The sequence below is a fragment of the Rhodococcus sp. USK13 genome (assembly GCF_018343855.1).
Classification (GTDB): Bacteria; Actinomycetota; Actinomycetes; order Mycobacteriales; family Mycobacteriaceae; genus Rhodococcus_F; species Rhodococcus_F oxybenzonivorans.
Map to the genome: position 1 here is coordinate 2809005 of NZ_CP069242.1, position 26231 is coordinate 2835235.

Sequence of the window (26231 nt, forward strand, 5' to 3'; positions counted from 1 at the left end):
GTCGGGTGGTCTCAGAAGTCGGTGTCCGGTGCGCCCATCACCTGACGAACCTCGATCGGCTGCTGGATGGGCACGCCGTTCGGTCCGGGTGAGGCCGAGGCCTTCGCGGCGATCTCGAGTGCGCGGGTTTCGGACTCCACATCGATCAAGCGATATCCCGCAAGCAGTTCCTTGGTTTCGGGGAACGGGCCGTCCGTCACCACAGGAACGCTTCTGCCGTCGAATGTGACACGCTTCGCGACGTCGGGCCCGGCGAGGCCCTGCGCGTCGACCAATTCACCGTTGGCGGCGAGTTCGGCATTGAGGTCGTGCTGGAATTGGATATGGGCTTTGATGTCGGCCGGATCCCAGTCGCTCATCGGCACCGTGCACCCGGGTCCGCCCTCGTAGTTCTGCAGCAGCATGAACTTCGGCATTGTTTTCTCCTCATCTCGTGGCGCCCATTGTGACGCCTTTCGCGAAGAGGACGGAGCACATTCCGGTTTCTCTACATCCAGCCGAAGTATTTCTGAAGAATCTTGTCAGCGGTGCCCGCCGTGCAGGCACTCGTCGAACAGGGAGCGGACTTCCTCGACGTGTTTGTCCAGGTCGGAGGTATCCCACCCGTCAGTGGGGACGGGTTCGAGCACGTCGACGTAGACGGTCCCGGAGTGTGCGACCAGCGAGTTGCGCCACATCAGCTCTCCGGCGTTGTGGATGACGATCGGCACGATCGGCACCCCAGCCGAGATCGCGAGATGGAACCCACCCTTCTTGAACTTGCCGAGACGAGGAGTGGGGGTGCGCGTGCCTTCGGGGGCGATGGCGATGGAGATGCCCGAGTGCAGCTTCTCCACCGCCGGTTGCAGCGCGGCCCTGGCCTTGGCGCTGTCCGACCGATCGATGTACGCGACGTCGAGCAGTGCACCGACGGGAAGAAATCGGGGGTCGCGTGCGGCCTCCTTCTTGGCGACACCGGTCACGTCGTGACGGATGACGCTGCCGACCACCAGCATGTCGAGTGAACTCTGGTGATTGAACATGAACACCGCAGGTCGTGCGGCTTCGGCGTTCTCCTTGCCACTCACCCGCAGCCCGATACCACAGATCGCCAGGGCGATATCGGGGCCGAAGCTACCGACCAGGTTGGCGGCGGTCTGGCGGTTCCTCGTGACCAGACCGGCCGAGACACCGAACGCGGCGGCGCCCATCAGCGCGCCGATTGCCGTGGTGGTGCGCGCGATCGACACCGGGTCGTTGCCGCTCTGCGGTGGCCGCAGATTCACCGAAGGCCACCCGTTCTGCCGGGCGGTGGCCGCCAGCTTCCGATCCGGATTCAGGGCCACCGGATGACCCACCGACGTCAGCATCGGAAGGTCCTCGGCACCGTTGGAATACGCGAAGCTGCTCTTCAGGTCTGCGCCGTGCTGTTCCGCGTACGTGCGCACGGCCTCAGCTTTCGCCGGACCCCACAGCGGAGGGGACGCCAGCTGACCGGTGAGCATGCCGTCGAGGACTTCGGGGCGAGTACACAGGACGTCCTCGATGGCGAGGTCCTCTGCCACCGACTGCGCCTGGTAGGGAGTAGCCGACGTGGCCATCACCACCTGGTGTCCCGCGTGCCGGTGCGCGGCGAGTAGCCCGCGGACCTCGGAGTAGATCATCCGGGCAATCTCCTGCCGGAAGAGGCGCTGCCCCCATTCCTGCATTTCGTCCTCCATGCGCCCGGCCAGACTCTGCACGCCGATACGCATCAGGCCGCTCACATCGGCGCCCCGAAATCGGGTCTCCATGGCGGCCCCGGTGGTGCGCAACAGTTCTGCGACACTGATGTCGAAGCGCCGCAGACGATCCCGGTAGACCACACTGGCCGAATACCCACTGATGAGAGTCCCGTCCAGGTCGAAGGCGGCAAGCGTTCCGGGTCCGGGCGGGGCGGCGGCGATGGCATCGTGGAGGCTGCGCAAATCAGTCATCTACTCACCCACCACCTGGTCGAGGGTGTCGTGAGCAAGGGTCCGGATGCGCAGGACCCGGTTGACCTGGGTGCGGATCTCGGCGTCGAACTCGATTCGCCGAGCCTCGAGATTCTCCGCACCCGGTTCGACGAGGCCCCGGTTACGCGCCAATTTCAGTGCGGTCGTGAAGAGTTCGGCAGAGATCGACTCCCGGCTTCCGATCTGCTGGCGTAACCGGCGCTGCTCGGCCAGCGAAAGGCACTCGGTGATGAATACTTTCTCGTCGAACCTTTCGTCGGTCGGTGTGCGTAACAGCTGATCGGACACCACCGCGTAGGCCTCGAGGAAGGGTTGCAGGACGCGGTGGGCCAAGTGGATCTGCGCTGTCGACAGTAGCTTCTCGGCATGCGCGGGGTCACGCATGTTCTCCCGCCACAGGGGGTCGATGATCTCGAGTTCGGTCCGGAGTTGGTCGCGGAAGGCGTCCTTGTCGCTGAAGAAGAATTCGAACTTCAGCAGGTCACGGATGCGCAACGCCTCCTCCCACCCGTCCTCGAGCGGATTACCGAACGGCTGGTCCGCCGCGGCGCGCAGAACCATTTCTGCGATGGCTCTCATCACCAGGAAGTGAATGGTGTTGTTGCGGTAGAACGCTGCGACGAGGTGCTGGTCCCGCCCGAGGTAGAACACACGCTCGCTGCCCCGGTCGAAACAGCGCAGCACGCCGGAGTCGAGGTGGGTGCGCAGCGCCGTGCGAATGACCTCGGGGTTGGTGAGGTCGACATCGCCTGCCGTCGGTAGCCGCCGGACGGTGATGTAGTCGACGAGCGGTCCGAGGATGGCGCGTAGTTCAGAAACGGTGAGCGCACGGTCCTCGATACCCAGGAACGCGAGCATCACCAGCGACGTGGCCGTCACCGGTGTCACTTCGTTGATGCGGTGCGACACCTCGAACGCGGTCTTCTGCACGGCCAGCCGCAGGTCGTCCTCCTGGCGGAGATACTCCGCCAGCGACATAGGTCTGCCGAAATTGACATGGGCCACCCCGTGCCGCTGCCCCTGGGCGCGCACATATCCGACGAGCCAGCGAAGTCCTTCCTTCGTCTTGGCCTCACCGTGGGCCTCGGCCGCCATCGCACCGACCTCGTACAGCTGGTCATAGGTGAGGGAGACCGGAATGAGGTAGACATCGGACATCCCACTGGACTGGAATGCCTTCGCCAAGTAGGTGAGGAGCCCGAAGCGGGGCGGCCGCAACTTTCCGGTACGGCTGCGGCCGCCCTCGATGTACCACTCGAGGTTGAACCGCTTGGTGAGCAGGTAGCGCATGTACTCGCGCAGCGACCACTTGTAGATTTCGTCGTCGTCGAACTTGCGCCGAATGAAGACGGTGCCACTGCGCTTGCTGATCGGACCGATCGGCCAGAAGCTGACGTTCAATCCCCCCATCACGTGATTGAGGGGGAGGTCGTTCGCGAGGAGAGCAGGACGCAGCACCAGAGGATCGAGATAGGAGCGATGGCTGGGCAGGAACACCAGAGAGTATTCCTTGTTCAGCTCGCGGAGTTCGTCGAGGCGCGAGGTGTCGACGTCGAGTCGGTACGCACGCGAGAAGTAGCGGCCCAGTTGATCCCACAACGCGATCGCGCGTCGGCTCTGGGCGGCAACCATCTCGTCGAGGGCGCCCCGAGCGCGACGTTCGACTTCCGCGGCGGGGAGGTCCAGGCGCGCAGCCAGTTCGTGGATGCCGGTGTGGAACCGGCTGGTGTCGGTCATCTCGTCGACCACGAACCGCGACACCTTGTACTGCGTTCCCAGCAAGGATCGTTCGGCACGCTCGAGGGTCAGCGCGGCCTGGCGGCGTACGAAATCGGGCAGCGATCCGCCACCCTTCTCGGCAAGCCGGCGACGGAGATCGCTCAAGGGGGCCGGGGCACCTTCGATCACCTCGCAACGGCCGGGTTCTCGACGCAGGATCTTGCGCTGCATGTTCGGGCCGGGATGAAGGGGATCACGCAGAAGCGACTCCCGGACCCGCTGCAGACCTTCGGGCTGATCGGTCCTCGGCCGCCACACCACCCGGAGCGGGACCAGAAGGGGATCGTCCTCGCGTCGGCACACGTCGGCGAATTCGTCACCCGAGACGCGGACGGCCTGCGGCGGACGCCCGTCGCTTCCATCCTGTCGTTCCAGCCACGCGCGCAGGGTCGTCTCCTCGATGTCGCTCATCGACTCGATGAGGTAGACGCGTGGCCGTGTCGTCTGCTCGTCCATTCGTGTGGTCCTTTCGTTCATCCACGGCCGAGTTCGACGATGTCGTCGAGGCTCTCCTGTAGGCACATCATGAAACGGGCCGGTTCGGTCACCGCGGCGGTGTCGAGGTTGACGCCGATGCAGCACGTGCCGACGTGCGAGACCAGTGTGGCCATGACGGCACAACCCGGTGCGGGACCGAAGGGGAACATCCTCTCGATCCGGGCCCCTGCGAGGTAGACCGGCACCGGTACACCGGCGACGTTGCTGGCCTGCAGGTCGAGACCGCTCGACTGGGAGAGATACCAATTTGCCAGCACCACCGTCGGCATCCGAACCAGAATCGGCGCCGCAGAGTCGAGGAGGCCGAGCGCCGGCTCCTGCCGTAAGCCGAGGACGATCGCGCGTACCTTCTTGATCCGCTCGATCGGGTCGACCTCACCGACCGGTCCCGCAAAGCGTGCTGCGGCAAATCGGTTCCCCCCGGTCGGATCCGACGCCACCCGCAGGCTGACCGGCATGCCGACCGGGATGGTGTCGATGTCGTGGCCGAAGGACTCGTGGTAACGGCGGAATCCACCCAGCAGGGCAGCGATATAGGCGTCGTTGAGTGATCCTTCCGCTCGGTGCGCAGCCGTCCTCAGCTCGTCGACGCCTACCTCGAGCACGCCGAACCAGCGGCCGAGGCCCCGGTCCCGCAACAACGGTGAGCCGGTGGCCGGGGGAGGAGTGACCACCCGGCGGATCGAATTGGCGTAACCGGCGACGTCGGTGACCGCCCCGATCGGGTTCGTTACGGCGGTGATCGCCGTGCGGGTGGTGCCGCGTACCAGGCCACCGAGTCGACCCGGCGCCCGGCGAACGTTCCCGAGCGCCTGCTCGAAGAACGCACCGCCGCCCGACATCCGCTCCGGCAGAGGTGGCGGGCGGTCCGGTTTGTCCGGCGACGGCTCGGGACGTCTGCTGTGCAGCAGCGTCATCAACTGGATGCCGCCGAGACCGTCCGTGATGCTGTGATGCGTCTTCACCACGTAGATGGCGCGACCGTCGTCGAGCCCCTCGATCAGCATGGCGCTCCACGGCGGCCGGGCGCGATCGAAGGGTTCGGTGGCCATCCGCCGGCACATCCGCAGGGCGTGGTCGAAGGTCGCGGGTTCGGGTAGGCGCACCCGGGTGAGGTGATAGTCGAGGTCGAATTCCGGGTCGACCGACCACATCGGGTTACCCAGCCGCAGCGTGGGCTCGACCACGCGCATCCGGATCCGGGGCACCATGTGCGAGGCCCACTCGTGCGCGCGCACCAACCGGTCCCAGTCCGGCGGTCGGTCGAGTACATCCACCGCGACGATCGGCGAACGCAGCTTCGGTTGTACCTCCTCCATCCGCCACATCCCGGTCTCGAAGTCGGACATCGTACGGTCCGCTCCCCAGGCGATGTCGGAGAAATCGACGTCGACGGCACTCGGTGATATCAGCGGTTCGCCATCGGCCATGCCCACCCTCATTCGGTTGATCGAGTTGCCTCAACTGGTGCTTTTCCAGTGTGGACCCGACGCGTAGTTCACACCCCTGATTCGACGGATTGGCCCGGACTCGGCGGGTGACGCCTTCACACCCCTGCTCGACGAGTGCGCTTGTCGTAGGCTGCCGTCATGGCGAAACGCTTCGAATATTCGGAAGACATCGGGTACCCCGTGGACCGCGTCCACGCGACGCTGACCGACCCGGTGTTCTGGCGGCACCGGTTCGAAGAGGCACCCGAGAAGCTGACCCTGGACGAGAGTGGTGGGCCCGGAACCCTGACGGCGACGATGCGCGACAGCATCAGTGCCTCTTCGCTTCCCGGGCTGGTCCGCAAAGTGGTCTCGGGCGAGCTGAGGGTCGAACGCGCCGACGAATGGGGACCTCTCGACGGCAACCGGGCCGACGGACGGATTCGCGGCAGTTCCACCGGCATTCCGGTCCGCATCGAGTGTGCCTCGGTGCTCCGTGCGTCGGGGGAAGGCTCGGTGTTGGAGCTCATCGGGTCGGTCGAGGTGAAGATCCCTCTGGTCGGTGGTCAGATCGAGTCACTCATCAAGAAGCTCGTCCGCGACATGGTGGGTCAGGACCGCGATGCCGTCGAGAAGTGGCTCGGCGACAGCTGACCACGTCCCTAGGGGCAGGTGTTCAGCTCGACGTCGAGCGTCCGCGCCCCGGGCCCTGCAGTACCGAGTCGATCGTGACTGTTGACGATCGCGCAACTGCCCAGCGAGAGGCATCCGCACCCGATGCACCCCGTCAGGTTGTCGCGTAGGCGGACCAGTTGCTCGATTCGCTGATCCAGGTCCGCATGCCACCGCGTCGACAACCTCTCCCAGTCCTTGCGGGTCGGCGTCCGGCCCTCCGGCAGAGTGGCAAGGGCGTCCCGGATCTCGGCGAGGGGTATTCCCACCCGCTGGGCGATGCGAATGAACGCGACCCGCCGGAGCGTGTCCCGACGGTACCGCCGCTGGTTGCCGCTGGTGCGGCGACTACTGATGAGGCCTTCACGCTCGTAGAAGTGCAGAGCGGACACCGCCACACCGCTGCGCTCCGACAGCTGGCCGGGTGTGAGCTCCTTGGCTTTCCATTCGGGCATCTCCACATCGGGCACCTTTCACCAGGAATACCCGAACAATACTCGAGGTCAGTCGAGGCGGAGGTGACCGTGCAGGTGGTGGGTGAGCGGAGTGGGACCGTGCGCCATCCACAGGTCGTACGTGAGGTCGCCACCGCGCACCGACAATTTCCTCCGCACACTGTGCACCGGCTTCGCGTCCGGAGACGCGCACAGCGACAACATCGACAACTCGATGGTCCCCTCCCGAATCTGGCCCCGATGAATCTCGACGAAACCGGTGGGCTGGGCAAGAAGCAGTTCTGCCTCGTCCTCGGCGACGAGCCGCAGGAAACCGGACTCGGAATGCAACGGACGCCCGTCGTCGGCCGCCCACGTCCGGGACCGATACGCGAGGAACGGCTTACCGCTCGCCGTGAACTCGATCTCCTCGGTGTAGCCGAAGTCGTCGATCGTGGGATAGGCACCTTCGCCGGCTCCCACCCACCGTCCCGCGAACGGGGCCAAGGCAGGTGGCACAGCCGGTCCGGCAGCGGTCGCCGAAACCGGTGGACCGGCCGTCGCAGTCGATCGCCTCGACTCTTCCTCCATGAGTTACCTCCGCCGTCTCACGCTACTCGCTCCGGCACGCTGTGACGTGTTCGGCGGCGGAGTGTTTGACGTGCCTACGGGGCCCTGCCGCATTACCGTCTAGGCATGAACGCGTCCGGTTCTGCGCCGTTGGGAGCCAACTCCGAAGTGGGGCAGCTTCGTGCCGTCCTTCTACACCGGCCCGGCGACGAACTGAAGCGGCTCACGCCCCGCAACAACGACCAACTGCTCTTCGACGGGCTGCCCTGGGTCGACCGCGCGCAGGAGGAACACGATGCGTTCGCCGACGTGCTGCGCAGCCGGGGTGTCGAGGTACTGCTGTTGTCCGAACTGCTCACCGAGACCCTTGCCGCCAGTGGTGCGGCGCGCATGCAAGGGATCGGTGCTGCGGTGGATCCCCGCAAGCTCGGGCATACGCTCGCCCAGGAACTGGCCGCCCACCTGCGCGGTGTGCCGGCCAAGGACCTGTCCACCATTCTCACCGCGGGCATGACCTTCGACGAACTACCGGTCGCGGCCAGCAGTGCGTCGCTGGTCCGGCGCATGCATCACGGCGGCGACTTCGTCATCGACCCGCTGCCCAATCTGCTGTTCACCCGGGATTCGTCGGTCTGGATCGGCCCGCGGGTGGCCATCACCTCGCTGGCGTTACCGGCACGTGTGCGGGAAACGTCGCTCACCGACATCATCTACGCGCACCACCCGCGGTTCCGTGGCGCCCGGCGCGCCTACGAATCACACACCGCCCCCGTCGAAGGCGGCGACGTCCTGCTGCTCGCGCCCGGTGTCATCGCCGTGGGGGTCGGGGAGCGCACCACCCCGGCCGGTGCGGAGGCACTGGCGCGCAGCGTATTCGAGGACGAGCTCGCCCATACGGTACTGGTGGTGCCGATCGCGCAGTCGAGGGCGTCGATGCATCTCGACACCGTCTGCACCATGGTGGACCACGACGCGGTCGTGATGTACCCCGTCATCCAGGACACGTTGTCGGCGTTCACCATTCACCGCGAGGACAAGGGTGTGTCCATCCGTGGGGCCGACCCCTTCCTCTTCGCTGCCGCCGACGCCATGGGCATCGGGAAGTTGCGGGTCATCGATACCGGACTCGACAACGTCACCGCAGAACGCGAACAGTGGGACGACGGAAACAACACCCTCGCGCTCGCCCCGGGTGTCGTCGTCGCCTACGAGCGCAACGCCGAGACCAACGCCCGCCTCGAAGCGTCGGGCATCGAGGTGCTGCGGATCGCCGGCTCCGAACTGGGGTCGGGCCGCGGTGGGCCGCGCTGCATGTCCTGTCCCGTGGCCCGTGACCCGCTGTAGGCCCTCCGGGCTCGTGAGTGGTTAACGAGTCTCTGCACTCGCTAACCACGCACGGGCGCGCAGCGCCTACAGGACCTCGGTGACCTTCGTGGCCGGGCGAGCCAGGACAGTGCCCTTGTCCGTCACGACGATCGGACGCTCGATGAGGATGGGATGCTCCGTCATGGCATCGAGCAGTTCGTCCTCCGACGCCTGAGCCAGCGACAACTCCTTGTAGATCGCTTCCTTCTTCCTGATCGCCTCGCTCGGCTTCAGCCCGGCGTCGTCGAGCAGCTTGCGCAAACCGTCCCGTGTGGGCGGCGTCTCGAGGTACTTCACGACGGTGGGTTCGATGCCGGCGTCCCGGATCAGTCCCAGGACGGTGCGGGAGGTGTTGCAGCGTTGGTTGTGGTAGATCGTCGCGGTGTTCGCCATGCAGAACATTCTGCACCCGGGAACAAATGAGCCGGTACCGTGCGCTGCACTGTGCGTCAATAGACACTGTGCGTCAGTGGAACAGTCGCATACGTGGATCAGTCGACGACAGAGGGAGATCGACCATGGCCGAGCACTCGAACAGCACACCCCGCCGCATCGTCATCGCGGGTGGGCACGGGAAGATCGCCCGCCACCTGACCAAGCTGCTGACCGCGAGAGGAGACCGCGCGGTGGCCCTGATCCGCAATCCGGATCACGAACACGCCGTGGCAGCGCTGGGCGCAGAGCCGGTAGTCATCGACCTCGAAAACTCGACCGTCGACGACGTCGCGAAGGTGCTGCTCGGCGCGGACGCCGCCGTGTTCGCGGCCGGCGCCGGCCCGGGCAGCGGAGCGGAGCGCAAGGACACCGTCGACCGCGGCGCCGCGGTGCTGCTCGCCGAAGCCGCCGAGAAGGCCGGGGTGCGCCGGTTCGTTCAGGTCAGCTCGTTCGGTGCCGGTGAGCCGATTCCGGAGGGCACCGACGACGTGTTCGCCGCCTACCTCGTCGCCAAGACCTCGGCCGAAGAAGATCTACGGGCGCGCACCTACCTGGACTGGACGATTCTGCGGCCCGGTGGGTTGACCGACGACGAACCGACGGGGCACGTCACCCTCGCCGCCCCACCGCTCGAACGTGGCACCGTGCCGCGTGCCGATGTCGCGGCCGTGGTCGTGGCGCTTCTCGACGATCCGAGTACTGCGAGGAAGACCCTCATGTTGACGTCCGGGCCGACCCCGGTCGAGGACGCTGTCGCGGCGCTGTGACCGGTGGCGTTCGCCGCCAGCCATTGCGGCGCCGTGCCCTCCCCACTACGGTCTGATACAACGCCTGGAACAACGGAGGTGGCGGCGGCCGTGCACATCGACATCGATCCGGATTCGTCGACCGCCCCGTTCGACCAGTTGCGGCTACAGATCATCGAGCAGGTGCGCACCGGTCGGCTGATCGCCGGCACGAAAATCCCGACGGTCCGCGCCCTGGCCGTCGAGGTAGGGCTGGCCCCCAATACCGTCGCGAAGGCGTACCGCGAACTCGGTGAGCAGGGTGTGATCGAAAGCCGGGGCAAGCAGGGCACCTTCATCGCAGGCGGTGGCGACCCGATCCGTGTCGGTGCCGAGAAGGCGGCCACCCGATATGTGCAGGAACTGCGCAAGCTGGGCGTCTCCGACGACGAAATCCTCGACTTCGTGCAGTCGGCCCTCCGCGGCGCCGGTTGAGCTGGCTTCATCCAGAAGAAGCGATTCCAGAAAGGGGAACACTCGGTATGGCCTCCGCACTGTTCCGTGACCTCGCGATCCTGATCGCACGCATCGGTCTGGGCGTCGTTTTCGTCGCGCACGGCTGGCAGAAGTTCTTCGAATTCGGGGTGAACGCGACGCAGGAGTCGTTCGCCGACATGGGAGTACCACTTCCCGACATCTCGGCGATAGCGGCAGCGACGATCGAACTTGCGGGCGGATTCGCGCTCATCGTGGGATTGGCCACACCGGTGGCCGGATTTCTTCTGTTCCTCGACATGCTCGGTGCGCTGATCCTCGTGCACGCCGACAAGGGTGTCTTCGTTTCGGAGGGCGGTTACGAACTCGTGGTGGCATTAGGTGTGGGCTCGCTGCTTCTCGCCGTCATCGGCGCGGGGCGCCTCGGTATCGACGGCCTGATCGGGCGGGGTTCGGGATGGGGCAAAGCCGCGGTGTGACTGCACGCGCACGGCGGCTCTCGTTCAGGGGTCGGCGCGCACCCCAGCTTGCATTTACTTCCGTCAGTGACCAACGTAGTTGTTCATGGCGATGAATACTGATCTGCCGGATCAACCATCCGAGTCTCCGAATGTGCTCGCATCCGGTGGGCTGAAGCGGATCGGTGTTCGCACCGACTACGTCGTGTTTTCCGTCGCTGCCGCGGCGGTGGCGCTGATCGTCGTGTGGGGTCTCGCGGCCCCCGACAATCTCGATTCGACCACCGGCAAGGCCCTTTCGTGGTTGGTCACCGATCTCGGATGGCTGTTCGTTCTGTCGGCGTCCGGCTTCGTGCTCTTCTCGTTGTGGCTCGCATTCAGCCGATTCGGCCACATTCCGCTCGGCAAGGACGGCGAAAGGCCGGAGTTTCGGACGGTCAGTTGGATCGCGATGATGTTCAGCGCGGGCATGGGTATCGGGCTGATGTTCTTCGGTGTCGCCGAGCCGCTCGCGCACTATGTCACGCCGCCCCCCGGCAGCGACGGTGGAATCGGAACCGCGATGGCTACCACCATGTTTCATTGGAGCCTGCACCCCTGGGCGATGTACGCCGTGGTCGGCCTGTCGATCGCGTACGGTTCGTATCGGAAGGGTCGCAAGCAGCTGTTCAGCTCGGCGTTCATACCTCTGCTCGGTCGGCGCGCGGAAGGTCCGATCGGCAAGTTCATCGATGTGCTCGCGATCTTCGCGACACTGTTCGGTACCGCTGCCTCGCTGGGTCTGGGGGCCCTCCAGATCGGCTCTGGTTTTCAGGTCGTCGGGTGGATGTCGGAGGTGAGCACCTTCCTGCTCGTCGCGATCGTCGCACTGCTGACTTTGGCGTTCGTCGCCTCCGCGGTGTCGGGTGTCGCGAAGGGCATCCAGTGGCTGTCCAACACCAACATGGTGCTCGCCGTCGTGTTGGCGCTGTTCGTGTTCGTGGTGGGTCCGACGGTCCTGATCCTGAACCTGCTGCCGACGACGATCGGTGCCTACGCTGCCGAACTGGCGCAGATGTCGGCGCGAACCGGGGCGTCCTCCGATCCAGCGACCGGTGAGTGGTTGTCGTCGTGGACCATCTTCTACTGGGCGTGGTGGATTTCGTGGACCCCGTTCGTCGGCATGTTCCTGGCACGCATCAGCCGCGGCCGGACCATTCGCCAGTTCGTTTTCGGAGTCATTCTGGTTCCGAGTGTGGTCAGCCTCGTCTGGTTCGCCATCTTCGGTGGCGCGGGTATCGGTGAGCAGCGCGACGGTATCGACCTCGCCGGGCAGGACACCCAGGAAGGGCAGCTGTTCGGGATGCTCGACCACCTGCCGCTCACCGGCATCACCACCGTTCTGGTGATGGTGCTCGTCGCCATCTTCTTCGTGTCCGGCGCGGATGCCGCATCGATGGTGATGGGTACCCTCTCGCAGCGCGGTTCGCTCGATCCGCAGCGCTGGGTGGTCGTTTTCTGGGGTTCGCTGACCGGTGGGGTGGCTGCCCTGATCCTGTGGACCGGTGGTGATACCGCCCTCGACGGCCTGCAGACGATGACGATCATCGCGGCCGCGCCGTTCGTGATCGTGATGATCGGTCTGTGCGTGTCGCTGTACAAGGATCTCTCGCGCGACCCGATCGTGGTCGACGCCAGGGAGATGCGGCGGGAACTCCGGAAAGCGGTGGCGAAGCGACGCCGCTCGCCCAGTTCCGTGAAGAACCGACGCGGGGGTTCCGGTTCAGCGCCAGCTGGGTAGCCAGAGCTGGTTTTGCCACATCTCGGGTGTGATCGGCAAACCGGTGAGGATGGGCCACAGCCAGATGAAGTTGGCCACCACCAGTCCCACGTAGAGGCAGACGGCGAGGAGACCGGTGCCGCGTCGTTCGTAGGACGACGTGGCCCTGCCGAGGATGTCGCCGAGAACGAGGGCGATACCCATCACCATGAACGGCGCAAGGGCTACTGCGTAGAAGTAGTACATCTGGCGGTCGAGGGTGGTGAGCCACGGGAGGAAGGCGGCGCCGTAGCCGGTGAGCACGGTGGCATATCGCCAGTCCTTGCGGATCACTGCTTGCCACAGCGCCCAGGCGAGCATCGGCACCGCCAGCCACCACATCGCGGGCGTGCCGACGAGCATGACCGCCTTGACGCAGCTGGACGCGCTGCATCCGGACACGTGGCCGCCTTCGGCGAAGTAGTAGAGCATCGGGCGAAGACCCATCGGCCACGTCCACGGTTTCGACTCCCACGGGTGATGGTTGCCCGCAGAGTTGGTGAGACCTTCGTGGAATTGAAGGACGTTGCCGCTGTAATACCACAGCGACCGCAGCGCGGACGGGAGGAACGACCAGGTTCCACCGGTTCCGATCTCGTTGCCCACTGCGTGCCGATCGACCCCGGTCTCGCTCACGAACCATGCCCAATAACTGCCGAGATAAACGAACAGTGGGACCACGACGAGCGCATACAGTGCGGGGCCGACGTCGCGGAGAGCGGCGCCGAACCATGGCCGCTGCACCCCGTAGGTCCGTCGGGCCGCTACATCGAACAACACGCTGAGCAACCCGAAGAAGACGATGAAGTAGATGCCCGACCACTTGGTTCCGCACGCCAGGCCCAACATGATTCCGGCACCGAAACGCCACCACCGCACACCCAGACGCGGCCCCCAGTCGCTGTCGCCGATCCGTCCTTCGTCGTGCACGCGGGCCATTCGTTCGCGAACCTGGTCGCGGTCCACGACCAGACAACCGAGGGCGGCGACGGCAAACAGGGCCAGGAAGATGTCGAGCATGCCGAGCCGGGAGGACACGAAGGTGACACCGTCCGCGACGAGCAGGATGCCCGCGAGACCGCCGAGGAGTGTGGACCGGCTCAACCGCCTGACGATGCGAATGACGAGCAGAACCAGGATCGTGCCCGCCACCGCCGACGCGAACCGCCACCCCCAGCCGTTGTAGCCGAAGATCGCCTCGCCCATCGCGATCAGTTGTTTCCCGATCGGCGGATGCACCACCAGGCCGTACCCGGGGTTGTCTTCTATCCAGCCGCCGGTGAGAACCTGCCAGCCCTGTGGCGCGTAATGCTTCTCGTCGAACACGGGTGTGCCCGCGTCCGTGGGGTATCCCAGCATGGTGAACCGGGTGATCGCCGCGATCGCCGTGACGAACAGGGTCACTACCCAGCCGCGGGCCCGGTCCACGGGACCGAAGCTGCGGGGAGGGGTGAGGGGTGCCGGGCTGACCACCGCCGAGTGTCGTGCGGAGGGCGTCGGTCGCTCGTCCGTCAACATCGTCACGCGGCAATCGTAGGCTGTGGGGCATGACTGGTCGCCTCGTACTCGCCGCAACGCCGATGGGGGACGTGGGTGACGCCTCGCCCCGGCTGCGTACGGCGCTGGAAACCGCCGACGTCGTCGCCGCCGAGGACACCCGTCGCACCAAGGCTCTGGCTTCGGCTCTCGACGTGACCATCACGGGAAAGGTGGTCAGTTTCTACGACCAGGTGGAGGTGGCACGACTGCCTGCGCTCGTCGCCGATGTTGCGGCGGGTAAGACGGTGCTCCTCGTAACCGACGCGGGGATGCCCTCGGTGAGTGACCCCGGCTACCGGCTGGTGTCGGCGTGTGTCGCCGAGGACCTGGCAGTGACCTGCCTGCCGGGACCGTCGGCGGTGACGACGGCACTGGCCCTCTCCGGGCTCCCGGTGGAGCGCTTCTGTTTCGACGGCTTCCCGCCCCGCAAACAGGGCCAGCGCAAGACGTGGTTGCGGGAGTTGGTGAACGAGCCCCGGGCGTGCGTGTTCTTCGAGGCACCGCACCGGCTTGCCGACTGTCTCACCGACGCCGTCGAGGTTCTCGGCGGCACACGGCGAGCTGCCGTCTGCCGCGAACTGACCAAGACTTACGAGGAGGTACGCCGCGGCACCCTCTCGGAACTCGCCGAATGGGCGGCCGAGGGGGTGCGCGGCGAGATCACCGTAGTGGTGGAAGGCGCCACCATCGTGGCTTCGGATCCCGCAGACCTCGTCGTCGAGGTGGAACGACTCGTTGCCGACGGCACCCGGCTGAAGGACGCCTGCGCGTTGGTTGCGACCCCGGGTGTGTCGAAACGCGAGTTGTACGAAACCGTCCTGGCTTCGCGCAAGGAGTAGGGCCACCGGGACGGTGGCACTACCGCCGAAGTGCCCGCTCGCCGGGTGCGAGGGTGGCATCGTCGGCGGCCGCCTGCCCGGCGTACCAACCGTGCGCGTCCACCGCCCTTCCGCGGGCTTTGCGAGTACGCGGAAACAGGCGGTCGAACTCCGCGTCGACCGCTTCGGATTTCGTGGCGAGAATTGGCAGGAGGTCGCCGACCGGGATCGACGCCTCGTCCGCGGCCTCGGCTGTCGCTCTGCTGTCGGCGTCGCGTAACCGCTGACCGATCCGACTCGCGAACCCTGCGAGGAAACCTTTGCGAAACGACGTGGTGCGGGACCCGCTGCGACTCTGCGCATCAGCGAATTGCATTGCCCGCGTGGCCTGCACCAGCAGTGAAGTGAAGAGCATGTCGACCTGCTGTAGGTCGAGTGGTGTTCCCACCACTGTGGCGATGGCCAGCGAACTGAACCACACCGTCCGCACCCGGTTGGAGTCACCGATCTCGGTGAGCAGGTGCACCTTCTCCTTGACGTACGGATTTTCGAGATGGATCCGGCGACTGTGGACAGCGGTGTTTCCCGAGCCGTTCTGAGTGTGGAGGAGGGCGGCATTGATGGCGTAGCGGGTCATCAACTCCTGGGCCTTCGCGGTGAAAATTTCGGCTTCCTCGGCGAAGTCGGTGGCCTCTGCCTTGGCGAGCAATCCCCGAATCCTGTTGAGCACCTTGGCGTCGGCCTCGGTGTTCGCGACCGACCCGGTGACCTCGACCCGAACGCAGGGCCAGGTGGACGGCGGGGGAGTGAGGACGGTCCACCCGGGCAGATCGGTCCAGGCCAAGGAGAGGTCGGTCAACTGGTAGACCGAGTGGTAAGGGTCCTCGAAGAGCAACCCCGCCGCCAGGGCGCGCACGCCCGCGTCGTCGGACATGTCGTCCATCGCATCACCGACTCGATCCGAAATGCGCTGCGCCAGATCCGAAGCGGCGGGGTACTGCTCGGCGATGGAACGGAGTTGGTCGAGCCAGTCGTGGGGCGCCCGATCCTGGGCGCGGGTCCGCTCCGCCTCGTGCAGGACGAGTGCTGCGGCGAGCGGCGCGTCGGCCGGCTCCTTCGATCTCCGCGCCAGATGGAGGACGTCGGCAGGTTGCCAGCCGCGCTCGTACGCGGCCGACAACTCTCCCAGAAGGGTGTGGACGGCGGCCGCCGCCGGCGGACTCACTTCGTCGTCGAACACGCGCGCTCCCCTTCCGGATCCACTACTGCCGAATCCGCCGTGTAGAGATCGAATGTATGTTCTATTCGCCGTCATGGAGGAGAGTGTGCATGCAGGGTCCGACAACTCGGCCCTGCACGGCTCACTCGTCCACGTAACGAGGGAAAACGCCCGACGGTGCGGGCAGTGGCGTGCCCGCAACGATGCGGGTGGCGAGGTCGGTGAACTGGCGGGCCTCCGCTTTCTGGCCCAGCAGGTCCAGAATCTTCTCCGCCGCATCCGGCATCACCGGTTGCACCAGAATTCCGACGATGCGCACCACCTCGAGCGTCACGTACAGCACGGTGGCCATCCGCTCGGGGTCCGTCTTGCGCAGCACCCACGGTTCCTGCTTCGAGAAGTACCGGTTGGTCTCACCGAGAACCGACCAGATCGCCTCCAGCGCGAGATGCAACGCCTGGACGTCGTATTCGGCACGGCACTTGGCCAGCAGGGCGTCCGCCGAGGCGAGCATCGCCGAATCCTCGTCGGTCAGCTCACCCGGCACCGGAACCTGGGCGTCACAGTTCTTCGCCACCATCGACAGCGAGCGCTGCGCCAGGTTGCCCAGCTCGTTGGCCAGGTCGGCGTTGATGCGCGTGACGATGGCCTCGTGACTGTAGCTGCCGTCCTGCCCGTACGAGATCTCCCGCAGCAGGAAGAAACGGACGGCGTCGAGTCCGTACTGCTCGACCATGGCGACCGGGTCGACGACGTTGCCGACCGACTTCGACATCTTCTCGCCCTTGTTGTAGAGGAACCCGTGCACGAAGACCCGCTTCGGCAACTCGATTCCCGCCGACATGAGGAATGCCGGCCAGTACACGGTGTGGAACCGGGTGATGTCCTTGCCGATGATGTGGAGATTCGCGGGCCAGAACTTGCCGAACTGCTCCGACTCCGTGTCGGGGTAGCCCGCACCGGTGAGGTAGTTGGTGAGGGCGTCCACCCACACGTACATGACGTGCTCGGGGTGGCCGGGAACCGGGACACCCCAGTCGAAGGTGGTGCGTGAGATCGACAGGTCCTTCAGGCCGCCCTTGACGAAGCTGACGATCTCGTTGCGACGTGTCGCCGGCGCGATGAAGTCCGGGTTCTCCTCGTACAACCGCAGCAGCTTGTCCTGGTACTCGGACAGCTTGAAGAAGTAGGTCGACTCCTCCGTCCATTCGACCGGCGTCCCGGTCTCGGTGGACAACCGCGAGCCGTCCTCCTGAAGTGTCGTCTCGGCCTCGGTGTAGAAGGCCTCGTCGCGCACCGAGTACCAGCCCGAGTAGGTGTCGAGGTAGATGTCACCTCGCTCGAGCATCTTCTGCCAGATCGCCTTGCTGGCTTCTTCGTGGTCGGTGTCCGTGGTCCGGATGAACCGGTCGTACGAGATGTTCAAGGTCTTGTCGAGAGCCTCGAACACGTCGGAGTTCCTGGCGGCGAGCTCGCGGACGTCGATACCTTCCTTGATCGCCGTCTGCTGCATCTTCAGGCCGTGCTCGTCGGTTCCGGTCAGGAAGAAGACGTCGAACCCGTCGAGGCGCTTGAACCGTGCCAGCGCGTCCGAGGAGATGTACTCGTACGCGTGACCGATGTGCGGGACGCCGTTGGGGTACGCGATCGCCGTCGTCAGATAGAAAGGTGGCCGCGAAGCGGTGGAGTCAGCAGCATTCATGGTGCGACCACTCTATCTGCGCCCCGCGGTTCCGCGACGCGCAGATTGGTGTAAACGCCGCTTCGACCGGCCGTGAGACGAGGGCGTTGGCGTTCGAGCGGTGTCGCCGTCGACAATGTGCGCATGAGCAAAGACCGTCCCGCACCCGAAGCGCCCCAGCCACTGTTTCCGCTCGTCGACGCTCACACTCATCTCGACGCATGCGGAGCATCGGACGCGGCGAGTGTCCGAAAGATCGTGGACCGGGCTGCCGCTGTCGGTGTGGAGCGCGTGGTCACCGTGGCCGACGACCTGGATGCCGCACGGTTCGCCGTCGATGCGGCCAACTGGGATGCGCGGGTGTATGCGGCCGTCGCCATTCATCCGACGAGGGCAAACGTCCTCGACGATGTCACGAAGGCGGAGATCGAGCGATTGGCCGGCGATCCGCGGGTGGTGGCGGTCGGGGAGACGGGCTTCGACTTCTACTGGCCCGGGAAGCTCGACGGCTGCGCCACCGTGCCGGAGCAGGAAGAGGGTTTCCGATGGCACATCGACCTGGCGAAGCGGCTCGGAAAAACGCTGATGATCCACAACAGGGACGCAGATCAGGCGCTGCTGGACGTGCTGCGCGCGGAGGGGGCGCCCGACACGGTGGTCTTCCATTGCTTCTCGTCGGATGCGGCCATGGCGCGTAAGTGCATCGACGCGGGGTACGTGCTCAGTTTCTCCGGCACCGTCAGCTTCAAGAACGCGAAGGCGTTGCGAGAGGCGGCTCCCCTCGTACCCGCCGACCAGCTCATCGTGGAGACGGACGCCCCGTTCCTCACCCCGCACCCGTTCCGGGGCGCGCCCAACGAGCCGTATTGCCTGCCCTACACGGTGCGTGCTTTGGCAGAGGTTCGCGGTGAGGAGCCGGAAGCGCTGGCACGGGCGTCGACGGTCACCGCCGAGCGGGTCTACGGCCTTCGGCCCGTGAGTGGTTGACGAGTCCCTGGACTCGTTAACCACTCACAGGGCCGCAGGCCCTAGGTTGAAGTTTCAACTAAGACATTCTAGGCTGATGGCCGTCACGTAACGGTCGTCCCGATCCGCGGGGACGCCTCGATGAAAGGCACGGTCATGAACAACCCCGCAGTTCGCAATCTCGGAATTCTCATCGCCCGGGTGGGCATCGGAATCATCTTCCTCGCTCACGGCTGGCAGAAGGCCTTCACCAACGGGCTGGACAAGCAGACGGCCGGATTCGAAAGCATGGGTGTCCCACTCCCCGGTATCTCGGCCTTCGTGGTCACCTGGCTCGAGATCATCGGCGGTCTCGCGCTGATCGTCGGCGCGGCGGTGCCGATCTTCGGCATCCTGCTGTTCCTCGACATGGTGGGCGCGTTCTTCATCGCGCACATCGACAAGGGCATTTTCGCCAGTGAGGGCGGATACGAACTGGTCCTCGCCCTCGGTGTCAGCTCTCTGCTTCTTGCAGTGGTCGGGTCCGGCGCGTACGGCGTCGACGGGCTCCTCGGTGCCAAGCTGCCCTGGGCGGCGAAGGACACCGCGCGCGTCTGACCTCGCTGGAAGTGGCAGAGGACGCCTCGGGCGTCCTCTGCCACTTTCGTGTCAGAGGACCTTGTTCAAGAAGTCCTGCGTACGGGCCTCACGTGGACTCCCGAAGATCTGCTCGGGTGTGCCCTCCTCCACCACGTAACCGTCCGCCATGAAGATCACCCGATCCGCGACCTCCCGGGCGAAGCCCATCTCGTGCGTCACCACCACCATGGTCATGCCACCCTTCGCGAGGTCGCGGAGCACCTGCAGCACCTCCCCGACCATCTCCGGGTCGAGGGCGCTGGTGGCCTCGTCGAACAGCATGATGTCCGGGTTCATGGCGAGAGCGCGCGCAATCGCGACCCGCTGCTTCTGCCCGCCGGACAGGCTCGCGGGCTTGGCGTCCGCCTTCTCGGCGAGCCCGACCTGATCGAGCAGGCGGACCGCCGTTGCCCGTGCTTCCTCCTTGGTTGCCCGCTTTGTCTGGACGGGTCCCAGCATCACGTTCTCGATTGCCGTCATGTGCGGAAACAGATTGAAGTGCTGGAACACCATGCCGATGTGCTGACGCACCCGGTCGATGTCGATCTTCTTGTCGCTCACGTCGAAGTTGTCGACGACGACGCTGCCGCCGGTGATGTCCTCGAGCCGATTGAGGCAGCGCAGGAAGGTGCTCTTGCCGGAGCCGGACGGGCCGATCACGCAGACCACTTCGCCGCTCTGGATCTCGACGTCGATGCCTTTGAGTACCTCATTGTCACCGAACGACTTCTTCAGACCGCGCACGCGAATCTTCGGCTCGGTGGTGGCCGTCGGGGTCGGGTTCGATTCGGTCATCGATTGATCCTCTTCTCGAGGCGGTTCGACAGCTTGGTCAACGCCATGATGATGATGAAGTACATGACGCCGATGATCAGCCACATGTTGAAGGACTGGTAGTTGCGGGCGATGATGATGCGCCCGGTTTGCGTGAGCTCGGCGAGCCCGATCACGGACAGGATCGACGTATCTTTCAGGGTGATCACGAACTGATTGATGTACGACGGGATCATGGTGCGCACGGCCTGCGGCATCACCACCTTCTGCATCGACTTCAGATAACTGATTCCGAGGCTTCGCGACGCTTCCATCTGGCCCTTGTCGACCGACAGGATGCCGCCGCGCACGATCTCCGCCATGTAGGCGCCCGCGTTGAGACTCAGGGTGATGATGCCGGCGGTGAACGCCGACATCTGGAAGTCGAGTGCCGCCGGAATGCCGAAGTAGATGAAGAAGGCCTGCACCAGCAACGGCGTTCCGCGGAAGACGTCGACGTAGGTGGTGCCGATTCCGCGCAGCACGATGTTGGTCGACACCCGGAACAGGCCGAAGATCGCACCCAGCACGAGAGCGATCGCGATCGAGACCACGGTGAGGACGATCGTGAGCCACAGTCCCTCGAGCAACAGCGGGTAGGTGCTCTTGATCAATCCGAGAATGGAATTGTCGTCTGTGCTCGCGTCGGTGTCGAGGTACCGGGCGAGGATCTCGTCGTACTGGCCGCTGGCCTTCAGGTTGGCGAGCCCGGCGTTGAACTGCTGCAGCAGCTGCGCGTTCTGGCCCTTCGCCACGGCGAAGCCGTAACTTGCGCCCGGAACCTTGTCGGTGACGGTCTTGAATCCATTGCCCTGCTTGATGCCGTAGGCCAGTACGGGGTAGTCCTCGAACACGGCGGCCGAGTTACCGGTGCGCACCTCGTCGAACATGCTCGACGAGTCGGCGAAGTACTTGGTGGTGAAGCCGTACTGATTCTTGATGGACTCCGCATACGTGGCACCTTCGGTGCCGTTCTTGACTGCGACCGACTTGCCGCGCAGATCCTCGTACGAGGCGATCGAGTCGTCGTCCTCGAGCACGCCCATCTGGACGCCCGACTCGAAGTACGGGTCGGAGAAGTCGAATGTGGCCTTGCGGGCGTCGGTGATCGACATCCCGGCGATCATTCCGTTGGCCTGCCCGCCCGTGACCGCCTGTAGTGCGGCGTCGAATCCGACCGCGTTGACGGTGTAGTCGAATCCCTGGTCTTCGGCGATAGCTGCGAGCAGATCCATGTCGATGCCGACGAGCTTGCCGGACTCGTCCTGGAACTCGAACGGCGCGAACGTGATATCGGTGGCGATGATGTAGTTGTTGCCCGGGGCGGGCTGTTGCGCGCCATTCGGATCGGGCTGTTGCGCGCCCGCGAGGCCTGGCGCGACGAGTGTGACGAGCAGCGTCAGCGCGGCGATCACCGCGGGCACTCTCGGACGTCTGACGTGTCTCAGAAGTCGATCGGATCTGCTGTGCACGGAACCCCAGCTTTCTATGACAGGTGCCCGGTCGCTTCCGGGCTCTTGGTGCAGACGCAAGATACTGCGTCACCGCGGGTGGCCCGAATTCGACGCGTTTTCGCGTCCCAGTCGAAAACCATGTCCGATCTCAATCTTTTTGTGATCTAGGTAGCAGGTGCAGGCTGCAAAGTTGCCATAGCAAAGCCGATTCGTTACCGTACCGTGATCAAACTTTCGCCAGCCTTTGGGACTTGATGTGTCAGTACTCGCCAGACTTAACAACGCCAAATCGCCCTTTCTCTACGTGGTGGTCGCCGCACTGCTTGCGACCCTCGTCGTCGGTGGCGCCCTGGCCGTAGCCCGGCACAAGACCGTCACCATCGACGTCGACGGCGAGAGCATGTCGCTCGGCACCATGGCTACCGATGTGAGCGGGGCCCTCGACGACGCCGGGTACACCCTCAACGAGCGTGACGCTGTCGCGCCTGCTGCCGGCGCCTCGATCTCCGAAGGTGACACCGTCGTGTTGCGGCGCGCCCGTGAGGTCACGCTCACCGTCGACGGCGAGCCGAAGAAGGTGTGGACCACGGCGCTCACCGTCGACGACGCCCTGAAGCAGTTCGAACTGGCCGACGACGTGCACGTCTCGGCGTCGCGTTCGCAGCGCCTTCCGCTCGAAGGTGCCGAGCTGGACGTCGTCGAACCCAAGCTCGTCAAGGTTGCCGACGGCGCCGCGCCGATCGCCGAGGTCCGCCTCGCCGCCCCCACAGTGGGCGATTTGCTGGCGGCCAAGGGTGCCCCGCTCGAGCAGGCCGACACCGTCGTACCTCCCGCCGACAGCCCCCTGGTCGACGGCGCCGAGATCCGCGTGACCCGCGACCGCACCGAGACCCGCACCGAGACCCTGCCGATCGCGCCCCCCGAGAACCGCGTGGACGATCCCGCGCTCGACAAGGGCAAGACCGTCGTCGAGAACCCGGGCGTTCCCGGTGAGCGCACCGTGACGGCCGCAGTGAAGACCGTCAACGGGGTCGAGGCAGGCCGCCAGGAACTGAAGTCGGAGATCCTGCGTGAACCGGCGCCCGCAGTCGTCCGTGTCGGCGTGAAGGAGATCGCCATCTCCAACGCGTCGACCTGGGACTCCATTGCGCACTGCGAGGCCACCGGCAACTGGGCCATCAACACCGGGAACGGCTTCTACGGGGGACTCCAGTTCACGCAGAGCACCTGGGAAGCCTTCGGTGGCACCGCCTACGCCCCTCGCGCCGACCTCGCGTCGCGCGAGCAGCAGATCTCCGTTGCCGAAAAGGTCCAAGCGACGCAGGGCTGGGGTGCCTGGCCCGCCTGCACCAGCAAGCTCGGACTCCGCTGACCCGCTCGGCTCGAGTAAAGGAACACGATGTCGCCCTTCGCCAAGATCAACTCGGCCCGCTCGCCGCTGCTATACACCGTGGTCGCGCTGCTTCTCGCCACACTGATCGCCGGCGGAGTGATGGCCGTGGTCCGGCACAAGACCGTCACACTCGACGTGGACGGTGAGAAGGTCTCGCTGAGCACCATGAGTACCAGTGTCGATGCCGCGCTGTCCGACGCCGGGTACTCGCTCGACGAGCGCGACGTGGTGGCACCCGAACGGGACGCGACCCTGTCCGACGGTGACACGGTGGTTCTGCGCCGCGCACGCGAGGTGTCCCTCACCGTGGACGGTCAGCCCAAGACCGTGTGGACCACGGCGCTCACCGTCGAGGATGCGTTGAAGCAGTTGGAACTCGCCGAGGACGTGCACGTGTCCGCGTCGCGTTCGCAGCGCCTGCCTCTCGACGGCGCCGCGCTGGAGGTACTCAACCCGATGGTGGTCAGGCTGACCGACGGCGCGTCGCCGGTGACGGATGTGCGGCTGGCGGCACCGACGGTCGGGGAGTTCCTCACCGCGCACGGTGCGCCTCTCGAACAGTCCGATACGGTCGTGCCCCCCGCGGACACGCCGCTGGCGGAGGGTATGGGCGTCACGGTCACCCGCGACCGAGTCGAGACGAAGGTCGAGACCCTGCCGTTGGCGCCGCCGGAGCAGCGGATCGAAGACCCCACGATGAACATGAGCCGCACCGTGGTGGAGAACCCGGGCATGCCGGGTGTGCAGGACGTCACCTTTGCGGTCAACACGGTCAACGGCAGGGAAGTGGGCCGCAACCAGGTGGCGGCCACGGTCACCACGCCCGCGCAGCCCAAGGTGATCAGAGTCGGCGCGAAACCGGGCACGGAGGTGCCTCCCGTCGAGAACGGCGCCGTCTGGGATGCGCTCGCGCAGTGTGAAGCCACCGGGAACTGGGCCATCAACACGGGCAACGGCTTTTTCGGCGGCGTTCAGTTCGATCAGAACACCTGGGAGCGTCAGGGCGGTCTCAGGTACGCACCGCGGGCCGACCTCGCCACCCGCGAGGAGCAGATCGCCATCGCTTCCCGAACGCAGCAGACGCAGGGCTGGGGAGCATGGCCGACGTGTTCGGGCAGGCTCGGAGTCCGTTAAAGTTCCCCTGGTGTCCGACGCCGAATCACCCCATGTCGAACGAGGCCAGTCTCCCCGAGGGCAGGCTGCTCTGCTCGGCCCCGCCGAAGTGCGTTCGCTAGCCGAGGAATTCGGTGTGCGCCCCACGAAGCAGCTGGGGCAGAACTTCGTTCACGACGCCAACACCGTTCGTCGTATCGTGGCCACCGCCGGCGTGGGGAGCAGCGACATCGTTCTCGAGGTCGGGCCCGGTCTAGGGTCGCTCACCCTGGCGCTACTCGACGTGGTGGACAAGGTGATTGCGGTCGAGATCGATCCCAACCTCGCCGCCCGGCTGCCGGTCACGGTCGCCGCCCGCGCTCCGGGGCTCGCGGACCGGTTGACCGTGGTCGGGGCGGATGCGATGCGCGTTCAGCCGTCCGAGATCCCCGGTGAACCCACCGCGCTCGTCGCCAACCTGCCCTACAACGTGGCCGTGCCGGTGCTACTGCACCTGTTTGCGGAATTGCCCAGTCTGCGAACGGCTCTGGTGATGGTGCAGGCAGAGGTGGCGGATCGCTTGGCGGCACCGCCCGGCAGCAAGACCTACGGAGTGCCGAGCGTGAAGGCCAACTTCTTCGGTTCGGTCCGCCGTGCGGGGTCCGTGGGCAAAGCGGTCTTCTGGCCTGTTCCCAAGGTGGAGTCGGGACTGGTGCGGATCGATCGTTACGCAGAACCTCCGTGGCCGATCGACGACGAGCACCGGCGACGAGTGTTTGCCGTGATCGACGCGGCATTTGCGCAGCGCCGCAAGACATTACGAGCGGCGCTCAGTGGCTGGGCCGGATCGCCGGCCGAAGCGGAGCGCAGGCTCGTCGAGGCAGGGATCGAGCCGTCCACGCGCGGGGAGAGGCTCGACGCTGCGGCATTCGTGCGTCTTGCTGCCACCCGTCCGTAGCCGCGGCTCCGCGTCCTGCGGAGGATGCCGGCAGTGGAGTAGTGGATGAGGCCGAGGCGGGTACCGGCACGAGAGGCGTCGAATCCCATCAGGTGGGCGCCGATCGACCCGGATCCCGGGGTGGGGGAGACAAGCGGGCGCCGATGTGGTTCACTATTGGAGGTCGTAAGTTTTGTGTTTGTGTTTCCCACGCTCGCAAATCGATGGTTGCGAGCGTTTGGACGTCCTCCACAGGAATTGTCATAAGCGGTCGTGTCAGATGACCCAGGTAACCGAGCCGGTTACCTGAAGAAGAAACTGTGTTAGAGGAGATTTACATGGCAGAGGGCATCGTGAAGTGGTTCAACTCCGAGAAGGGGTTCGGCTTCATCGCCCCCGAGGATGGCAGCGCTGACGTGTTCGTCCATTACTCGGAGATCCAGAGCGGCGGCTTCCGCACGCTCGAGGAGAACCAGCGTGTTTCGTTCGAGATCGGCCAGGGCAACAAGGGCCCGCAGGCCACCGGCGTCACCCTGGTCTGAGAACGGCTATGACTTCCCGGTTCGCCGGGACATGACGTTCGAGCAAGGCCCCACTCCGCAGGAGTGGGGCCTTGCCTCGTTTCCATCTCACACCGAACGTAGATGCGCAGCCTGATACGCGAGATTGATCGCGCACACCAGCCAGAGCTGAAGCGCAGAATTCGGGCCGAAGAGACCGACGACGGCGCAGATACCGAGGATCACGGCGACGAGGAAGGTTGCGGTGCCCAGTCCGCGTCGGCGTGCCGGCCGGAAGATCAGCACACCGGTGACGAGAAGTGCCCACACCGTCGAGGCGAGAATCGCCGCGCAGACATACCATGCCGACGAGTACCGTGCCGGCCAGGTCCACGGATCGTTTCCGTTGTCGAGTGTGCAGAGGAACGCCAGCGAGAACACCATGGTGACGACGGTTGCGGCGCCGAGCGCCACATGTGCCCCCACAAGCACTTTCGCGCTGTTTTCGGGCCCTGACGGCGCGCGAGCGCGCCCCTCCTCGGCAATCGTGTGCTGCATCCCCGACA

26 protein-coding genes are annotated in these 26231 nt (G+C 65.5%); 13 read left to right on the forward strand and 13 right to left on the reverse strand.

All coding sequences use genetic code 11. The features are described from left to right. Positions 1 to 11: 11 nt before the first annotated feature. The 4 genes from JQT59_RS15515 to JQT59_RS15530 form a co-directional block, all read right to left on the reverse strand. Positions 12 to 416 (reverse strand): YciI family protein, encoded by a 405-nt coding sequence (locus tag JQT59_RS15515; protein ID WP_159925025.1) that lies wholly within the window; start codon positions 414 to 416, stop codon positions 12 to 14. Positions 417 to 521: 105 nt separating this feature from the next. Further along, positions 522 to 1955, reverse strand: a complete 1434-nt coding sequence (locus JQT59_RS15520; RefSeq protein WP_208960808.1) for an HAD-IB family hydrolase — start codon at positions 1953 to 1955, stop codon at positions 522 to 524. Continuing rightward, positions 1956 to 4211: a glycerol-3-phosphate 1-O-acyltransferase gene (locus JQT59_RS15525; RefSeq protein WP_213576863.1), complete on the reverse strand. Its 2256-nt coding sequence runs from the start codon at positions 4209 to 4211 to the stop codon at positions 1956 to 1958. A gap of 17 nt (positions 4212 to 4228) precedes the next feature. Further along, on the reverse strand, positions 4229 to 5683 hold the full coding sequence (locus tag JQT59_RS15530) for a wax ester/triacylglycerol synthase domain-containing protein (protein ID WP_213576864.1): 1455 nt from the start codon (positions 5681 to 5683) through the stop codon (positions 4229 to 4231). Positions 5684 to 5842: 159 nt separating this feature from the next. On the opposite strand from JQT59_RS15530, the gene JQT59_RS15535 reads away from it, so the two are divergent. Beyond that, on the forward strand, positions 5843 to 6337 hold the full coding sequence (locus JQT59_RS15535) for a DUF2505 domain-containing protein (protein WP_159925029.1): 495 nt from the start codon (positions 5843 to 5845) through the stop codon (positions 6335 to 6337). An 8-nt stretch (positions 6338 to 6345) separates the two neighbouring features. Here the strand turns inward: JQT59_RS15535 and soxR are convergent, their stop codons facing one another. Next, on the reverse strand, positions 6346 to 6816 hold the full coding sequence (gene soxR, locus JQT59_RS15540; RefSeq protein WP_109332532.1) for a redox-sensitive transcriptional activator SoxR: 471 nt from the start codon (positions 6814 to 6816) through the stop codon (positions 6346 to 6348). A gap of 42 nt (positions 6817 to 6858) precedes the next feature. Beyond that, positions 6859 to 7380, reverse strand: coding sequence for a heme-binding beta-barrel domain-containing protein (locus tag JQT59_RS15545; protein ID WP_109332531.1), 522 nt, complete (start codon positions 7378 to 7380; stop codon positions 6859 to 6861). Between the two features lie 105 nt (positions 7381 to 7485). Here JQT59_RS15545 and arcA point away from each other — a divergent pair, with 105 nt between their 5' ends. Then, positions 7486 to 8703 (forward strand): arginine deiminase, encoded by a 1218-nt coding sequence (gene arcA, locus JQT59_RS15550; protein WP_213576865.1) that lies wholly within the window; start codon positions 7486 to 7488, stop codon positions 8701 to 8703. 66 nt (positions 8704 to 8769) lie between these two features. Here arcA and arsC read toward each other — a convergent pair whose 3' ends face one another. Beyond that, entirely contained in the window at positions 8770 to 9117 is a 348-nt protein-coding gene (gene arsC, locus JQT59_RS15555; protein ID WP_397518008.1) for an arsenate reductase (glutaredoxin), read from the reverse strand. Between the two features lie 125 nt (positions 9118 to 9242). Between arsC and JQT59_RS15560 the strand changes: the two genes are divergently transcribed. From JQT59_RS15560 to JQT59_RS15575, 4 genes are all read left to right on the forward strand, one after another. Next, the gene (locus tag JQT59_RS15560) at positions 9243 to 9926 is read left to right on the forward strand and encodes an NAD(P)H-binding protein (RefSeq protein ID WP_213576866.1); all 684 of its coding nucleotides are present in this window, start codon (positions 9243 to 9245) and stop codon (positions 9924 to 9926) included. Positions 9927 to 10004: 78 nt separating this feature from the next. Continuing rightward, positions 10005 to 10379: a GntR family transcriptional regulator gene (locus JQT59_RS15565; protein WP_159925034.1), complete on the forward strand. Its 375-nt coding sequence runs from the start codon at positions 10005 to 10007 to the stop codon at positions 10377 to 10379. Between the two features lie 47 nt (positions 10380 to 10426). After that, positions 10427 to 10858: a DoxX family protein gene (locus tag JQT59_RS15570; protein ID WP_208960814.1), complete on the forward strand. Its 432-nt coding sequence runs from the start codon at positions 10427 to 10429 to the stop codon at positions 10856 to 10858. An 85-nt stretch (positions 10859 to 10943) separates the two neighbouring features. Then, positions 10944 to 12617: a BCCT family transporter gene (locus JQT59_RS15575; RefSeq protein WP_213576867.1), complete on the forward strand. Its 1674-nt coding sequence runs from the start codon at positions 10944 to 10946 to the stop codon at positions 12615 to 12617. Here JQT59_RS15575 and JQT59_RS15580 read toward each other — a convergent pair. Continuing rightward, positions 12600 to 14153 (reverse strand): dolichyl-phosphate-mannose--protein mannosyltransferase, encoded by a 1554-nt coding sequence (locus JQT59_RS15580; RefSeq protein WP_213577780.1) that lies wholly within the window; start codon positions 14151 to 14153, stop codon positions 12600 to 12602. The two genes, JQT59_RS15575 and JQT59_RS15580, sit on opposite strands and share 18 nt — an antisense overlap. Positions 14154 to 14182: 29 nt before the next feature. Between JQT59_RS15580 and rsmI the strand changes: the two genes are divergently transcribed. After that, on the forward strand, positions 14183 to 15013 hold the full coding sequence (gene rsmI, locus JQT59_RS15585; RefSeq protein ID WP_213576868.1) for a 16S rRNA (cytidine(1402)-2'-O)-methyltransferase: 831 nt from the start codon (positions 14183 to 14185) through the stop codon (positions 15011 to 15013). Positions 15014 to 15032: 19 nt separating this feature from the next. Here the strand turns inward: rsmI and JQT59_RS15590 are convergent, their stop codons facing one another. Together JQT59_RS15590 and metG are read right to left on the reverse strand one after the other, a co-directional pair. Beyond that, positions 15033 to 16232 (reverse strand): DUF2786 domain-containing protein, encoded by a 1200-nt coding sequence (locus JQT59_RS15590; protein ID WP_213576869.1) that lies wholly within the window; start codon positions 16230 to 16232, stop codon positions 15033 to 15035. 121 nt (positions 16233 to 16353) lie between these two features. Further along, the gene (gene metG / locus JQT59_RS15595; RefSeq protein WP_213576870.1) at positions 16354 to 17913 is read right to left on the reverse strand and encodes a methionine--tRNA ligase; all 1560 of its coding nucleotides are present in this window, start codon (positions 17911 to 17913) and stop codon (positions 16354 to 16356) included. A 123-nt stretch (positions 17914 to 18036) separates the two neighbouring features. On the opposite strand from metG, the gene JQT59_RS15600 reads away from it, so the two are divergent. After that, positions 18037 to 18879 (forward strand): TatD family hydrolase, encoded by an 843-nt coding sequence (locus JQT59_RS15600; protein WP_213576871.1) that lies wholly within the window; start codon positions 18037 to 18039, stop codon positions 18877 to 18879. Between the two features lie 135 nt (positions 18880 to 19014). Continuing rightward, positions 19015 to 19455, forward strand: coding sequence for a DoxX family protein (locus JQT59_RS15605; protein ID WP_159925049.1), 441 nt, complete (start codon positions 19015 to 19017; stop codon positions 19453 to 19455). A 51-nt stretch (positions 19456 to 19506) separates the two neighbouring features. On the opposite strand, the gene JQT59_RS15610 is transcribed toward JQT59_RS15605, so the two are convergent. Together JQT59_RS15610 and JQT59_RS15615 are read right to left on the reverse strand one after the other, a co-directional pair. Further along, the gene (locus JQT59_RS15610; RefSeq protein ID WP_109332513.1) at positions 19507 to 20271 is read right to left on the reverse strand and encodes an amino acid ABC transporter ATP-binding protein; all 765 of its coding nucleotides are present in this window, start codon (positions 20269 to 20271) and stop codon (positions 19507 to 19509) included. Continuing rightward, positions 20268 to 21713, reverse strand: a complete 1446-nt coding sequence (locus JQT59_RS15615) for an amino acid ABC transporter substrate-binding protein/permease (protein WP_213576872.1) — start codon at positions 21711 to 21713, stop codon at positions 20268 to 20270. Before JQT59_RS15615 ends, JQT59_RS15610 begins: the two co-directional genes overlap by 4 nt. 286 nt (positions 21714 to 21999) lie before the next feature. Here JQT59_RS15615 and JQT59_RS15620 point away from each other — a divergent pair, with 286 nt between their 5' ends. The 4 genes from JQT59_RS15620 (at position 22000) to JQT59_RS15635 (ending at position 25707) form a co-directional block, all read left to right on the forward strand. Then, positions 22000 to 23115, forward strand: coding sequence for a resuscitation-promoting factor (locus tag JQT59_RS15620; protein WP_213576873.1), 1116 nt, complete (start codon positions 22000 to 22002; stop codon positions 23113 to 23115). A 27-nt stretch (positions 23116 to 23142) separates the two neighbouring features. Beyond that, positions 23143 to 24270, forward strand: coding sequence for a resuscitation-promoting factor (locus JQT59_RS15625; RefSeq protein ID WP_213576874.1), 1128 nt, complete (start codon positions 23143 to 23145; stop codon positions 24268 to 24270). A gap of 10 nt (positions 24271 to 24280) precedes the next feature. Then, a complete protein-coding gene (gene rsmA, locus JQT59_RS15630; protein WP_159925059.1) occupies positions 24281 to 25186 on the forward strand; it encodes a 16S rRNA (adenine(1518)-N(6)/adenine(1519)-N(6))-dimethyltransferase RsmA in 906 nt (301 codons plus the stop codon). A 317-nt stretch (positions 25187 to 25503) separates the two neighbouring features. Then, positions 25504 to 25707 carry a cold-shock protein gene (locus tag JQT59_RS15635; protein WP_109332503.1) on the forward strand — a complete coding sequence of 68 codons (204 nt, stop codon included), beginning with the start codon at positions 25504 to 25506 and terminating at the stop codon, positions 25705 to 25707. Between the two features lie 87 nt (positions 25708 to 25794). Here JQT59_RS15635 and JQT59_RS15640 read toward each other — a convergent pair whose 3' ends face one another. After that, on the reverse strand, positions 25795 to 26223 hold the full coding sequence (locus JQT59_RS15640; protein ID WP_213576875.1) for a hypothetical protein: 429 nt from the start codon (positions 26221 to 26223) through the stop codon (positions 25795 to 25797). Positions 26224 to 26231: the final 8 nt, after the last annotated feature.

Bases quoted from the DNA above. Each gene is read 5' to 3' on its own strand.
- arsC (WP_397518008.1), bottom strand. From the start codon at position 9,117: ATGGCGAACACCGCGACGATCTACCACAACCAACGCTGCAACACCTCC.
- arcA (WP_213576865.1), top strand. From the start codon at position 7,486: ATGAACGCGTCCGGTTCTGCGCCGTTGGGAGCCAACTCCGAAGTGGGG.
- JQT59_RS15560 (WP_213576866.1), top strand. From the start codon at position 9,243: ATGGCCGAGCACTCGAACAGCACACCCCGCCGCATCGTCATCGCGGGT.
- JQT59_RS15530 (WP_213576864.1), bottom strand. From the start codon at position 5,683: ATGGCCGATGGCGAACCGCTGATATCACCGAGTGCCGTCGACGTCGAT.
- JQT59_RS15545 (WP_109332531.1), bottom strand. From the start codon at position 7,380: ATGGAGGAAGAGTCGAGGCGATCGACTGCGACGGCCGGTCCACCGGTT.
- JQT59_RS15640 (WP_213576875.1), bottom strand. From the start codon at position 26,223: ATGCAGCACACGATTGCCGAGGAGGGGCGCGCTCGCGCGCCGTCAGGG.
- JQT59_RS15515 (WP_159925025.1), bottom strand. From the start codon at position 416: ATGCCGAAGTTCATGCTGCTGCAGAACTACGAGGGCGGACCCGGGTGC.
- rsmI (WP_213576868.1), top strand. From the start codon at position 14,183: ATGACTGGTCGCCTCGTACTCGCCGCAACGCCGATGGGGGACGTGGGT.
- JQT59_RS15535 (WP_159925029.1), top strand. From the start codon at position 5,843: ATGGCGAAACGCTTCGAATATTCGGAAGACATCGGGTACCCCGTGGAC.
- JQT59_RS15625 (WP_213576874.1), top strand. From the start codon at position 23,143: ATGTCGCCCTTCGCCAAGATCAACTCGGCCCGCTCGCCGCTGCTATAC.
- JQT59_RS15580 (WP_213577780.1), bottom strand. From the start codon at position 14,153: ATGTTGACGGACGAGCGACCGACGCCCTCCGCACGACACTCGGCGGTG.
- JQT59_RS15600 (WP_213576871.1), top strand. From the start codon at position 18,037: ATGAGCAAAGACCGTCCCGCACCCGAAGCGCCCCAGCCACTGTTTCCG.
- JQT59_RS15520 (WP_208960808.1), bottom strand. From the start codon at position 1,955: ATGACTGATTTGCGCAGCCTCCACGATGCCATCGCCGCCGCCCCGCCC.
- JQT59_RS15635 (WP_109332503.1), top strand. From the start codon at position 25,504: ATGGCAGAGGGCATCGTGAAGTGGTTCAACTCCGAGAAGGGGTTCGGC.
- JQT59_RS15570 (WP_208960814.1), top strand. From the start codon at position 10,427: ATGGCCTCCGCACTGTTCCGTGACCTCGCGATCCTGATCGCACGCATC.
- JQT59_RS15610 (WP_109332513.1), bottom strand. From the start codon at position 20,271: ATGACCGAATCGAACCCGACCCCGACGGCCACCACCGAGCCGAAGATT.
- JQT59_RS15605 (WP_159925049.1), top strand. From the start codon at position 19,015: ATGAACAACCCCGCAGTTCGCAATCTCGGAATTCTCATCGCCCGGGTG.
- metG (WP_213576870.1), bottom strand. From the start codon at position 17,913: ATGAATGCTGCTGACTCCACCGCTTCGCGGCCACCTTTCTATCTGACG.
- JQT59_RS15525 (WP_213576863.1), bottom strand. From the start codon at position 4,211: ATGGACGAGCAGACGACACGGCCACGCGTCTACCTCATCGAGTCGATG.
- JQT59_RS15575 (WP_213576867.1), top strand. From the start codon at position 10,944: ATGGCGATGAATACTGATCTGCCGGATCAACCATCCGAGTCTCCGAAT.